The organism is Allobosea vaviloviae (genome assembly GCF_001298265.1).
GTDB classification, from domain to species: domain Bacteria; phylum Pseudomonadota; class Alphaproteobacteria; order Rhizobiales; family Beijerinckiaceae; genus Allobosea; species Allobosea vaviloviae_B.
In genome coordinates this window covers 15,652-28,177 of the sequence record NZ_LGSZ01000032.1, presented here as the reverse complement: position 1 = coordinate 28,177, position 12,526 = coordinate 15,652, and the positions used below count along the sequence as shown (strand labels likewise).

The window sequence follows — 12,526 nt, the reverse complement described above, 5'->3', positions numbered from 1 at the left end:
TGATGTGGCGGCTTAACAGCCACTTTCCCGTCAATCGCTCCAGGCATCCTCCTGGCCCGCCCCAATCCAAGTCGGATGCCCTGTTCACCGCCAGCATCTAACCCATCGCATCCAGACGGGCGCGCAGCCGTGGCGCTGCGAAGTCCATAAACGCCCGTAGTTTCTGTGGCATCAGTCCCTGACTGGCGTGAACGAGGCTCACGGGCCAAGACGCAGGTTCAAACGGTCTCAGGATGAGTTCGAGCTTTCCCGCCCGGACAGCATCCGCAACTTGATATGACAACACGCGAGTGATCCCGGCGCCCGCGATCGCGGCATCGACAGCAGCCTCGGCGGTATTGACGATCAGGCGGGGGGACAGCTTCACGACGACATGCGTGTCAGAGTTCTGGAACCCCCAGTCGCGGGCCGAGAGCGCCCCTTCGAACGCGACGATCTCGTGCTGCCTGAGCTCGTCGGGTACAGTTGGCCGGCCATGTACGTCAAGATAGTCGCGACTGGCACAGGCGATCGGTCTGATCGCGCCGATGGACCTGGCGACCAGATTGCTATCCGGCAGGGCTCCGATCCTGACAGCAACGTCGACATGGTCATCGACCAGATCGACCAAGCGATCGGCGAACATGACGCGGATATTGATATCGGGATATGCGGATAGAAACTGCGTGACGACGGGCAGAACATGCAGTCGCCCGAAAACGATCGGCGCGGTCAGTATCAACTCTCCCTTTGGCGTGGCGTACTCACCGGCGGCGGCGCGCTCGGCCTCATCAACGCTCTCCAGAATCCTTCGGCACGCAACGACATACGAGCGTCCCGCTTCAGTCAGCGCGACCTTGCGACTGGTTCTCGCCAGGAGCCGTGTCTGAAGGTGCCGCTCCAGGTCGGAAATCCGCCGGCTCACCGTCGCCAGCGGCATCCCCACGCGGCGACCGGCCGCAGAGAAGCTTCCTGAATCGATGACCTCCAGCAGCAGCGACATCGCATCGAGACGATCCATCGATCATTCCATATTTTGAGAGGCTTGTTCTCATTCGGCGTGTCTATCCCATTTTTCGAAAGAGACATAGATGTCGGACACGAGGTCAGTCAGACCTCTCCCAAAGGAAGGCATCGAACATGTCTCGCATCCAGACACCCGCGACGATCGAAGAAGCACCGGCCGCGTCGCGCCCCATGCTTGAGGCGGTCCAGAAGAAGCTCGGCGTGACGCCGAACCTTTTCCGCCTGGTTTCCAACAGCCCTGCAGCGCTCGAAGGCTATCTGAGCCTTTCGGGAGCCCTCGAAAAGGGCACCTTGCCGGCGGCCACCCGCGAGCGGATCGCGCTCGCGATCGCCGAGGTCAACGGCTGTGACTACTGCCTCTCGGCCCATACCTATCTCGGGAAGAACCTCGCGAAGCTGGACGAGGCCGAGATTGCTGCCAACCGCAGCGGAACGTCGAACGATCCGATGGCCGATGTCGCGGTGCGTTTCGCCGCCAAGGTCGCATTGTCGCGCGGTCATGTCGACGATGCCGACGTTCAGTCATTGAAGTCTGCAGGTTATGACGACGCCCAGACCGTCGAGATCGTCCTGCATGTCGCCCTCAACACCTGGACGAACTACATCAACGAGGTCGGCAAGACGGCCATCGACTTCCCGGTCGTGACATCTCGCAAGTCTGCTTGACCCTCCCGCCGCCGACGCTCTGCGTCGGCGGCTTTCTTGTCCGTGCCGCGAGGATCCTTGTCCATGAGCCGACCACCACTGCCCCCCTTCACGGCTGAATCCGCGGCGCAAAAGGTGCGTATGGCGGAAGACGGCTGGAATTCCCGGAATCCCGCGAAGGTGGCGCTCGCCTATACGCCCGACAGCGTCTGGCGCAACAGGTCCGAGTTCCTGTCGGGACGAGCCGCGATCGAGGCTTTCCTCACGCGCAAGTGGGACCGCGAACTGGAGTACCGGCTCGTCAAGGAGCTGTGGACATTCGGCGAGAACCGGATCGCCGTGCGGTTCGCATATGAGTGGTGCGACGATGCGGGGAACTGGTTCCGTAGCTACGGCAACGAGAACTGGGAATTCGACGAAGCCGGCCTGATGGCGCGCCGGCTGGCAAGCATCAATGACCTCCCGATCGAAGAGAAGGATCGGAAGCTGCTTTGGGCATCCGGCCCGCGGCCGGCGGACTATCCCAGCCTGTCCGAACTCGGTCTCTAGGGAGATGACGATGACCGGATTGAGCGGCTATCCAAGCGACCTTGCCTTCTCTCCGACCGTCAAGGCCATCCAGGAACGCAAGGGCTCGCGTCGTGCCTACGCCAAGCAAGAGGAAGGCGGTTCATGGCAAACGAAAATCACGCCTGATCTGGCAGATTTCATCGCAGATCAAACCAGCATCTTCTTCGCGACGGCCAATCTTGACGGGCAGCCCTACATCCAGCACCGCGGTGGTCCCGCGGGGTTCCTCAAGGTGCTCAACGAGACAACCATTGGTTTCGCGGACTATTCCGGAAACCGCCAGTACATCACGCTTGGCAATCTGGCTGATAACCCCAAGGCCTATCTCTTCCTGATCGACTACGCTCATCGTCGCCGGGTCAAGATCTGGGGCCGCGCGCGCGTGGTCGAGGGCGACGCTGCACTTCTCGATGCGCTCATGCCTGTCGGCTACAAGGCCCGCCCGGAGCAGGTCATTCTGTTTGACGTCGCGACTTTCGATTTCAATCGCCCGCAGCACATACCGCAGCGGTTCGAGGCCGCGGATGTCGCCCGGGCGCTGGCCGAACGCGACAATCGGATAGCCGAGCTCGAGGCGGAAGTTCGACTTCTGCGACAGCAACCTCCCGACGATTTGGGCCGATCTCCACCGCGTTAGAGCCGGCTGGCCCGCTCCACCCCGCCTTTAGACCCCAGTGCGTCCGCAAAGGGGCGATCTCGTTTGCCTAGACCACGCAACCATCAACCCAATGATTGAGAGGTTTACCATGACTTTCTTCCCAGCACATGCCCTGCCCAAGCTTCGGGCAAGCAAGTTCGTACAGGCGGTGATCGCCTCGACCTTCGTCTCCGGCCTGAGCCTGGCGCCCATCGGCGCGAGTGCCCAGGTTCAGTCGAAGGGCTACAACCTTCCGCTTTCCCTCGCGGTCGAGGCCGCGCAGGAAAGCCTCAGGGCGTGCGAGGCGAACGGATACAAAGTCTCCGTCGCCGTCGTGGACACTGCCGGCGAGATGAGAGCGTTCGTGAAGGGCGACCACAGCACGGTCCACACGAAGACCACGAGCTTCCGCAAGGCTTATACCGTCGCAACGCTCGGCCCTATCTTCGCCTTCGACGCACTCGGCGTCTTCACCGAGAAGGTCCGGACCACACCGAACGCGTCTGCTCTGGCGAGCCTCCCCGACGTCATTCTCCTGGCTGGCGGCGTCGCCATCAGGGCCCGCGGAGAGATCGTTGCCGCCATCGGCGTCGGTGGCGCTCCCGGCGGAGACAAGGATGAGGTCTGCGCGCAGGCCGGTCTCGCGAAGATCAAGGATCGCCTTCCGAACTGAGACATCGGCAGTCGGCAAAGGTGCCAACGCGCTAACCTTCCAGGTGCAAAATGACCAAGCTGCTTTTCATCAAGGCCTCTCCGCGCGGTAGTGATTCACGATCGGTTGCGGTCGCTGAAGCTTACCTTTCGGCTCTCAAGGCAAGTCGACCGGATGTCGAGATCGACGTCATCGACCTGTGGCAGGAAGACCTGCCCGAATTCGACGGCAACAGTTCCAACGCAAAATTGACGATCATCAAGGGTGGTACGCTTGATGACACGCAGCAGACGGCATGGGGCCAGATCAGTCAGATCGCCGGGCGCTTTGCGGCGGCGGACGAGTATTTGTTCGCGGTCCCGATGTGGAATGGCGGAATTCCATATCGGCTGAAGCTCTACATCGACATTATCCACCAGCCAGGAATCCTTTTTGGCTTTGATCCGGCCAGCGGGTATTTCGGGCTGCTCAAGGGCAAGACGGCAACACTCGCCTATACCAGCGGCGTGTTCGCCCCTGACGTCGATCCGCGTTTCGGCAGCGATTTTCACTCGACCTACCTCAAATGGTGGCTGGGTCAGGTCGGGATCACGGCAATCCAGGAACTCCGCTTCCAGCCGACGCTTCGCAATGCCGACGCCGAAGCGGCATTCGCGCTCGCACTGGCGAACGCTCGTCAATTGGCTGAGGACGCTGTCGTCAGCCAGGTCCCGCTCTCAACCTCGTCCCACTGAATCGAGAGAGGCAGAACAATGTTTGGTTCCCCGCTATTCCGCCGCCTTGCTCATCCCGCGGTGGCGCTTGCCATGGTTGGTGCAGCTGCCGGAGGTGGCAGTGCTCCCGCCATGAGCCAGACAGCTCACGTCAGGCCCGTGAACTCCGCGGCAGTGACCCACTATCGCACCATCAAGGTGAAAGGCACCGACATCTTCTACCGAGAGGCGGGCCCGGTCGACGCTCCCGTCGTCGTGCTTCTTCATGGGTTTCCGACGTCGTCCTTCATGTTCAGGAACCTGATCCCCGCGCTGTCTGACAAGTACCGCGTGATCGCGCCTGATTATCCCGGCTTCGGGCAGAGCGCCGTGCCCGACCGGAAGAATTTCTCCTACAGTTTCGCCAACTTTGCCGAGCTCACCGATGGGCTCCTGACTCAGCTCGGCGCCAAGCGCTATGCTCTCTATGTTCAAGACTATGGCGCTCCGGTCGGCTACCGCTTGGCTTTGCTGCATCCGGAAAAGGTGACCGCGCTCGTGGTCCAGAACGGCAATGCGTATAATGAAGGCCTCAGCCCGTTCTGGGACCCGATCAAGGCGTACTGGGCCGATGGGTCGAAGGCGAACCGAGAGGCGCTGCGCGCTGGTCTCACGCTCGAAGCAACAAAGTTCCAGTACTTGGACGGCGTTGCCGATCCGACCCGCGTTTCTCCCGACACCTGGGTCCACGACCAGGCTTTGCTCGATCAGCCTGGTAAAGATGAGATCATGCTGGATCTGTTCAAGGACTATGCAACGAACATCACTCTATACCCGCTGTTCCACAACTTCTTCCGCACCTATCAGCCGCCAACGCTGATCACCTGGGGTGCGAATGACAAGATTTTCCCGGCGGCGGGCGCGCAAGCCTATCTCAAGGACCTGCCTGGCGCGGAACTTCATCTCCTGGACGCTGGGCATTTCGCTCTCGAGGACAAGGGCGACGAAATTGCGGGCTTGATGCGCGATTTCCTCGATCGCAAAACGCCGCGTAACTAACAGCGGCTCCGCATTTCCAGCTCTGAAGGGGATCGCCTGCCCGAATTGCCCGACATGCAATTCGGGCAGGCAAATTGCGTTTTGGCGGCGGAAACGGTTCACGGCGCCTTGGCGAAGGTGATCGCGGACCGCGTTCATTGCCTATCGGGTTCTTCGGAGACTTTTCGTCGAGTCAACGGTTCAGCCGGTATCGACCACCGTCGTCCGTCGACAGCTGCGCGTCAGGCCGCCTGGCGACGCTGTTTGAGGTACAAGAACTGAAGCAATCTCGCGCGACAATCCGCATATTCGGAATCGGTCGCCAACGCCAGGCGATCACGCGGTCGTGGCAAGGCAACTGAGGCGATTTCGCCGATACGCGCGCCTGGACCATTGGTCATCATCACGATCCGGTCGCTCAACAGCAGCGCTTCGTCGACGTCGTGGGTCACCATGACCACCGTCGAGCGGGTCGCCTCCACGATTCTGGCAAGCTCATCCTGCAAGCTCGCACGGGTCAGTGCGTCGAGCGCGCCGAATGGTTCGTCCATCAATAGAATGCGCGGCTCGATCGCCAGCGCGCGAGCGATGCCTACACGTTGCTTCATGCCCCCGGAGATCTCATGCGGATACTTGGCCATCGCGTGGTCGAGATGCACAAGAGACAGTGAGGCCTCGACTTTGTCGCGGAGCTCGGCAGGCGAGAGTGTCTTTCCGAAGACTTGCCGTACCCCGAGCAGTACATTCTCGTAGCAGGTCATCCAGGGCAGCAAGGAATGGTTCTGGAAGACGACGCCGCGGTCGGGACCAGGTCTGTCGATGACCCGGCCGTCACACATGATACGGCCCGCGCTTGGAACCATCAGGCCGGCGATGAGATTCAGCAGCGTGCTCTTGCCGCAGCCGGAGTGGCCTATCAGCGTGACGAATTCGCCTTCAGCGACCGACAGGGAAACGCGGTCGAGAGCCAGAAATCCCCGCTCCCGGGAGCCGAACCGCATAGAGATGTCTTGAAGAGTCAGGAACGCCATTGCGCCTACTCCTGAAAGCTCAGGCGCTGCCCGGCCCACGCCAGCGCCTGATCGAGGCTCAGACCGACGATGCCGATCAGGGCGACGGCCACGATCATGCTGGCGATCTGCAAATTGTTCCATTCGTTCCAGATAAAGAAGCCGATGCCGTTCTGCCCGACCACCATCTCGGCTGCGACGATCACGAACCATGCCACGCCGATTGAGATGCGCATGCCCGTCATGATCATTGGAACAGCCGCCGGAAACACGATCCGCGTCAGCTTCGTGATGGGCGAGAGCCCGAGCACCTTCGCGACATTCAACCAGTCCCTGCGCACGCCGAGTGCGCCCGCCGCGGTGTTGATGAGTATCGGCCAGATCGAGGAGATGAAGATGATGAAGATTGCCGAGGCGGCGCTATCTTTCAGGGTGTAAAGCGCAAGAGGCATCCAGGCGAGAGGGGATATCGGTCGAAGAACTTGAATGAATGGATTGAGCGCCCCGTAAAGACGCGGGGAGAGGCCGATCGCGAAACCAAGTGGCACAGCCACAAGCACCGCGAGGACATAGCCAAGCAGGACCCTGCCCAGCGAATGCAGGAGGTGCCACCCGATTCCGATGCCGTTTGGGCCTTGGCTGTCGAATGCGTCTCGCACCAGCTCGACGCCTCGACCAATCACTGCTGTCGGGGAGGGAATCGCCGAGGCTGGCTGACTCCCGGCCGCCTGTCCAATGAGCTTGGCGTACTCTGAATCCACGGCCGGGCCGGTTTGGGAGCCCCCCATTGTGCCGAGATGCCAGGCAAATACCAATAAGATCAACAGAATGAACGATGCTGCCGCCGATGTGCCGAGCAGGCGGCCAGCAAGTATCCGAAGCTGGTCTCTGCTGGCCACATCAGCCACGCCGCGGCAGGGTATTGATATATTGGTCCGGCGCATCTGAATCAAACTCCTTGCCCATGATCACTTCCTTGCGAAAGCCTGGAGGAGGAACGTCGACATTCAGTTCCGCCATATATTTGCGTGCATCGGTCGCCAACATCACCTCGCGAGCCAAGGCTTTGAAATCGATGTCGTTCTTCAACATGTTCCAGCGTCGCATCTGGGTCAGGAGCCAGACCGCCATGGAGTAGTGTGGGAACGGATCGAAATTGACCCGATCGGGCACATTCCGAACGTGGCCGAGCCCGTCGGCGAAGCGGCCGCTGATGACCTGCTCGACGACGGTCTCGGGCGCGTTCAGATAGGTTGGCTGCGCCAGCACCTTGGCCATTCCGGCGCGGTTCTTTGGATCGGAAGCATACAGCCCCGCTTCGATCACTGACCTGAACACCGCCATGAAGGTGTTGGGATGCTGCTTGATCCAGGCATCTGTCGCCGTCACTGAGCAGCAGGGGTGCCCTTCCCATATGTCCTTGGAAATCAAATGGATAAAGCCCGCGCCTTCATAGACGGCGCGCTGACCGCCAGGCTCACCACCGAAAAAGCCATCAATGGAATCGACCCGCAGGTTCGAGACGTATTCGGACGGAGGCACCACGCGGTACGTCACATCTTTGTCCGGATCGAGGCCGGCTTCTGCCAAATAGTAGCGCAGCTGAAGTGTTTGGTGCGACTGCTCGAAGGGTATAGCGAAGCGAAAGCCCTTCCAATTCTTCGGATCGCGGTTGTCCTTATGCTTCATGGCCAACACAAGCGAATTGCCGTGCTGGTTGAGAATCGTCAGCACCTTCGTTGGAATCGTGCTGCCGCCGACGCCGGCACTTGTCGCCAGCGCGACAGGCATGACTTGCTGTGAAACATCGAGTTCACCGTTGATCATCTTGTCGCGAATGAGCGCGATGCCGGGAATCTTTTGCAACGAAACGTTCAGACCGTTCTTCGCGAACGTGCCGCGCTCCAGCCCGAAGATGAGAGGGGTCGCGCAGGTGATCGGCAGGAATCCGACCTTGATATCGCGCTTCTCCGGCTGCGCGCGCTCTTGCGCGATTGCTTGCAATGTACTGACCGGAAGCAAGTCCGAGAGAGCTGCGAGCAACGTTGCCGCGCCGACACCTTTCAGCAGGGTGCGTCTCTGTACCGGATCGGGGAACAATCCGGCGATGAGTGCTCGGTTCGTCGCACGCTCGACAGCATTCTCGGGACGTCCGTCGCCCTCATCGGCAAAGAAGCCGGCCTCATGATTGTCGCCGCAGCGGCAGGCCCCGATACGATGATCTCCAGTAAAGTTTGTGCGCATAGCATTCCCCTGAAGAACACGGATGGTCGCGATTGTGTTTAGAGACTAGGCCGATGATCCTGAGCTCCGACAGGCGGAAAACTGCAAGGCTCTGTGCGAAAACGGCGGCTCGACCCCGTTCAGGACAAAGTGTGCCGAACGCTGACCCGGTCGGGCGTTCCGATCGGCTCCGGGCTTTCTCCTGAAAGGGGCGGCCGGACTTCCGCCGCAACGTCATCGCGAAACGATGCCGGCTGTTGCCGCGTCCGGCGTACCGTCAGGTCGAAGATATCGTAGCGATTGTAATATCCGACGACATCATGGAACTGCTTCGGCTCGACACAGAGTTGGATGTCGATGTCCGCGTAGATGATGCCTTCCTCATCCTGCAGCGCATCGCCCATTTGCTCGCCCGTCGGGTCGACGAAGAATGAGGCTGCACGCGGTGTCAGATCGAGCACGCGCGCCGCGCCACTGTCGCGCTCGACGAGCGCATCGCGCATGGCCTTGTCCATATAACCAGCCGTGACGATCCCGAAGGCCTTGGCCTCGAAGGAATGCGCGCTCGCCCGGATGCGGTTCGCCGCGACGTTGTTGAAGTTGCCGCCGTCGCTTGGACGGCGGGTCGGCCAGATCGGTGGCCAGCTTGAAATATGAACCTGTTCTCCCTGGGCCATCAAGGCAAAACGGGCGAGGGGGTTGGTGTTCTCGCCGCAGATCAGGGCGCCCAAGCGGCCAATCCGCGTATCGGCAACCCTGAGGCCGTCACCGTCACCCGCAGCCCAGACCATTTTCTCGTAGAATGTCGGAACGAGTTTGCGATGGTGGACCAGAATGCGTCCATCATCGCCAATGAGAAGGTTGGTGTTCCATAGACCGCCCACGCTGACAGGAGAGCGCTCGCTTACGCCGATCGAAACGAAAACGCCGAGCCTTCGCGCCTCTCGGCGGAGCATCTCGACTTCAGGCCCGTCGATCAGGACCGACTCCTCGGCCATTCTGGAGAAGAGATCGTGATTTTCAATCGGGGCCCAAAGTGCCGCCCAGACTGGGAAAGCGGGAATATAGGTTTCGGGAAAAGCAACGAGATCCGCACCGGCGCGCGCCGCTTCCCGAAGAATGGAAATTGCTTTTTCCGTCGTGGCCGCCTTGTCCAGGAAGACCGGCGCGGCATGCACGGCAGCCGCTTTAAAGCGCGGAAGTCTGCTCACGGCACCAGGTCCCTCTGTTGAAGCTGTCGGAGGCGTAGCATGTGCATCGGGACCCGATCAGCGCGCATCGCTGCAAGGGCGCTTGCAAAACTCGGTCGCGAGAAGGGGCTGCGTTCGACGGCAGGATTTTTGCGTCGAGCCCGACATCGAGCGCCGCAGCTGCGGCCAACTCGGTAAATTCGCGCACCTCGAGGCCGGCATATGCGATCGTTTGATCATCTCGACTGGGACGACCTGCGCGTATTCATCGAGTTGGCTCGCTCGGGCAGCTTGTCTCAAACGGCCCGGAGGTTGCGGGTCGATCATTCCACGGTCAGTCGCAGGATCGCGCAGCTGGAGACCGTCTTGGGCGCTGGTGTCTTCGAGCGCAGTCGAATCGGGTTTCGACTCAACGATCTCGGTGGCCGACTGCTCCTTCACGCCGAGACAATGGAGAGCGCGGTCATCGCCATCCGCGGTGAGCTCGGAGGCGGGGAGGCCGCGGCCTCCGGGGTCGTCAGGCTGGCTACAATGGAAGGGATTGCGTCGCTTTATATCGCGCCACGTCTTCGTGCCCTGCGCGAAGCGGCGCCAGAATTGACCCTGGAGCTCGTGACATCCCCGCAAGTCATTCACGTCAACCGAAGGGAAGCCGACCTGTTCCTGAGCTTCTTCCGGCCCCCGGGCCAGGGGCTCGTATCCGAACAGATAGGCAGCTTCGGGCTTGGCCTTTACGCTGCGCCTGCGTATCTCGCGCGCATGGGCACGCCTGAAACCTGTCAGGATCTCGCCAGGCACGAATTCGTGACCTACATCGACGATCTCATTCAGGTCGATGCCGTGCGATGGCTGCGTGACGTGGTCGAGGAGGCGCCGGCCGTATTTCACTCAAACAGCATGATAGCCCAGCTCAACGCCGCTCTGGGAGGAATGGGCTTGGTGCTGTTGCCGCGCTTTGCGATACACGAAGGGTCGCCGCTCGTGCCCGTGCTGCCACGCGAGGCCAAGACGACCCGGGACATCTGGGTGAATGTCCATCAGGATTTGCAGTTCACCCCACGCATAAAAACGGTTGTGGCGTTCCTGAAGCGTCACATCCGCGCGGACATGGCGGCAGGCCTGCTATAGCTCTCCCCGCGCCGGGTAATCGAGCTTCTGCACGAAATCGAAGGCCTGCAGCATGTCCTTGAAGTGCGGCCGTGCGAAAGGCATCGTCGACGTGCTCGCCCAATAGAGCGTCATGTCGGGTCTGACGACGAAAATTCCTGGTTCACTGAAGATCGAGGGCTCCTCGACACCAGACGAGCTTTTCCCGCGACTGGCGGAGATATAGAGGCCCCATTCACGGGCCTTGCCGATGCCGAGATCATAGCCGATCAGGGTGTTTTCCAGTCTCCAGCGGTCACGGGCCATTTCGGCACGCTCTCGCGTATCCGAGGAGATGGCCACCACCCCGATATCGCGCTCGCCGAACTCACTTGCCAGTTGATCGAGCTCGCGAGTGTAGGTCTGGCAGACCGGGCAGTGAAATCCGCGGTAGAACACAATCATGGTGAAGCGGTTCGAGGCCTGTTCCGAGAGATCCCATTCAGCGCCAGAGAGCGTTGGGACGCGCAGGGAAGGGACCGGGCGCCGCGGCATGAGGCGACCATTCGGCTCTGACGCCGCAATCGCGAGGCTTGATGGAGGCATCATAACGCAAGCTCCTTCTGCCCATCGGCCCCAATGATGTCGATGGAGACCGAGTGAATGTGGTTTCGTGCATTCGCAAAGGGCTGAACATGGCCGTCGCGCGAGGTCGCACGGGCAGCGATCGACATGGCCCCCGGCGCGATCGGAGCCCGACATTCCCAATCAAAGCCCTGCCACCCGCGATCCGTTCGTTCCCGGATCCGCGCCGACGACCAACTCACACCGTCGTCGATGCTGACATCGACGCGATCCACGCCTGCGTCGGCCCAGCTCCACCCTCGAACCTCGATCGCGGCACCTGCTAAAGCCTCAGCCCCGGGTGCTGGCGAGACGATCACGGATTCAACTGGTACCGACCAGACCGGGGTCCCGTTCGGCTGGTCATTGTAGAAGGTCGTTGTGAATGGCCCGTCCGCTCGCCGGTCTGCCAGCTCGATGCGCGTGAGCCATTTGACACTGTTGGTGCCATAGAAGCCGGGAACGATGAGACGCAGCGGGAAACCATGCTCAGCCGATAAGGGGGCTCCGTCGAGTTCGTAGGCGAGCAGAACGTCACCGGCAGCCAACCGACCGATCGGCAGATCCTTGAGATAGCAGGCATGGTGTGTGCCTGCGAATTCCCCGTAATCTGCTCCGTACGACCAGAGAAAGGTTGCTTCCGGTCTCGGCCCGGCCTCGGCGATCAGGGTTGCAAGGTCGACGCCGCCCCAGCGCACATTCGCCACGCGTCGTGTCGCGATTGTCGGTTCCAGCGGGTTGCCAGCGCATTGGTGGAACGCCTCGACGACCCGTTTCGGTCGCCGGCGCAGCGCCGTCATATCCAACCGGAGCGGCGTCTCGACAAGGCCCCCGATCGTCAGAGACCAGGCATCGCCGTCCGTTGCACGGGGCACTCCAAGATGGGCGAGGACGAAGACGTCGCCCGCCGCTGTCACAGGATCGACAAGTTGGTGCGGGGCGAACGGGACTCGCCGGAACGTGCCTTTCGGGTCGAGCGGCAGCAGCGCGACCGACCCGGGCGCGTCTGGTTCAGTCCTCTCAGCCACGCCACTCTCACGAAGATGCTGCATGGGGTTCCTCCGCATCGCTGCGATGCCTGGCGCGGATGCTGGCCCGAAGAGTTGCACCGCCCGAACCACCGGCGAACTGGAGAAGCGCGCAACATGCGTTGC

General features: G+C 61.2%; 14 protein-coding genes. 7 read left to right on the top strand and 7 right to left on the bottom strand.

The window, feature by feature from the left end; translation table 11 throughout:
* Window positions 1-97: 97 nt before the first annotated feature.
* Window positions 98-1,000, bottom strand: coding sequence for a LysR family transcriptional regulator (locus AE618_RS10010; RefSeq protein WP_054208925.1), 903 nt, complete (start codon window positions 998-1,000; stop codon window positions 98-100).
* 119 nt (window positions 1,001-1,119) lie between these two features.
* On the opposite strand from AE618_RS10010, the gene AE618_RS10005 reads away from it, so the two are divergent.
* From AE618_RS10005 to AE618_RS09980, 6 genes are all read left to right on the top strand, one after another.
* Window positions 1,120-1,671, top strand: coding sequence for a carboxymuconolactone decarboxylase family protein (locus tag AE618_RS10005; RefSeq protein ID WP_054208924.1), 552 nt, complete (start codon window positions 1,120-1,122; stop codon window positions 1,669-1,671).
* Window positions 1,672-1,734: 63 nt separating this feature from the next.
* Complete coding sequence (locus AE618_RS10000; protein ID WP_054208923.1) at window positions 1,735-2,199, top strand: DUF1348 family protein; 465 nt, start codon at window positions 1,735-1,737, stop codon at window positions 2,197-2,199.
* Window positions 2,200-2,209: 10 nt separating this feature from the next.
* Window positions 2,210-2,857, top strand: a complete 648-nt coding sequence (locus tag AE618_RS09995; protein WP_054209060.1) for a pyridoxamine 5'-phosphate oxidase family protein — start codon at window positions 2,210-2,212, stop codon at window positions 2,855-2,857.
* A 109-nt stretch (window positions 2,858-2,966) separates the two neighbouring features.
* Window positions 2,967-3,530 carry a GlcG/HbpS family heme-binding protein gene (locus AE618_RS09990; protein ID WP_082365153.1) on the top strand — a complete coding sequence of 188 codons (564 nt, stop codon included), beginning with the start codon at window positions 2,967-2,969 and terminating at the stop codon, window positions 3,528-3,530.
* Between the two features lie 50 nt (window positions 3,531-3,580).
* Window positions 3,581-4,243 carry an FMN-dependent NADH-azoreductase gene (locus tag AE618_RS09985; protein ID WP_054208922.1) on the top strand — a complete coding sequence of 221 codons (663 nt, stop codon included), beginning with the start codon at window positions 3,581-3,583 and terminating at the stop codon, window positions 4,241-4,243.
* A 72-nt stretch (window positions 4,244-4,315) separates the two neighbouring features.
* Window positions 4,316-5,260 (top strand): alpha/beta hydrolase, encoded by a 945-nt coding sequence (locus tag AE618_RS09980; protein ID WP_156330212.1) that lies wholly within the window; start codon window positions 4,316-4,318, stop codon window positions 5,258-5,260.
* A gap of 221 nt (window positions 5,261-5,481) precedes the next feature.
* Here the strand turns inward: AE618_RS09980 and AE618_RS09975 are convergent, their stop codons facing one another.
* The 4 genes from AE618_RS09975 to AE618_RS09960 all read right to left on the bottom strand — a co-directional run bounded on the left by AE618_RS09975 (window position 5,482) and on the right by AE618_RS09960 (window position 9,683).
* Window positions 5,482-6,270: an ABC transporter ATP-binding protein gene (locus AE618_RS09975; RefSeq protein WP_054208920.1), complete on the bottom strand. Its 789-nt coding sequence runs from the start codon at window positions 6,268-6,270 to the stop codon at window positions 5,482-5,484.
* A 5-nt stretch (window positions 6,271-6,275) separates the two neighbouring features.
* Entirely contained in the window at window positions 6,276-7,193 is a 918-nt protein-coding gene (gene ntrB, locus AE618_RS09970) for a nitrate ABC transporter permease (protein WP_082365152.1), read from the bottom strand.
* A complete protein-coding gene (locus tag AE618_RS09965; RefSeq protein ID WP_054208919.1) occupies window positions 7,150-8,493 on the bottom strand; it encodes a CmpA/NrtA family ABC transporter substrate-binding protein in 1,344 nt (447 codons plus the stop codon). Before AE618_RS09965 ends, ntrB begins: the two co-directional genes overlap by 44 nt.
* Window positions 8,494-8,612: 119 nt before the next feature.
* Window positions 8,613-9,683, bottom strand: a complete 1,071-nt coding sequence (locus tag AE618_RS09960) for a carbon-nitrogen hydrolase family protein (protein ID WP_054208918.1) — start codon at window positions 9,681-9,683, stop codon at window positions 8,613-8,615.
* Window positions 9,684-9,884: 201 nt separating this feature from the next.
* Here AE618_RS09960 and AE618_RS09955 point away from each other — a divergent pair, with 201 nt between their 5' ends.
* Complete coding sequence (locus tag AE618_RS09955; RefSeq protein WP_054208917.1) at window positions 9,885-10,790, top strand: LysR family transcriptional regulator; 906 nt, start codon at window positions 9,885-9,887, stop codon at window positions 10,788-10,790.
* Here the strand turns inward: AE618_RS09955 and AE618_RS09950 are convergent.
* Both AE618_RS09950 and AE618_RS09945 read right to left on the bottom strand, forming a co-directional pair.
* Complete coding sequence (locus AE618_RS09950; RefSeq protein WP_248310818.1) at window positions 10,785-11,357, bottom strand: peroxiredoxin-like family protein; 573 nt, start codon at window positions 11,355-11,357, stop codon at window positions 10,785-10,787. The two genes, AE618_RS09955 and AE618_RS09950, sit on opposite strands and share 6 nt — an antisense overlap.
* Entirely contained in the window at window positions 11,354-12,424 is a 1,071-nt protein-coding gene (locus tag AE618_RS09945) for a molybdopterin-dependent oxidoreductase (RefSeq protein ID WP_054208916.1), read from the bottom strand. The genes AE618_RS09950 and AE618_RS09945 overlap by 4 nt, the downstream gene beginning before the upstream one ends.
* Window positions 12,425-12,526: the final 102 nt, after the last annotated feature.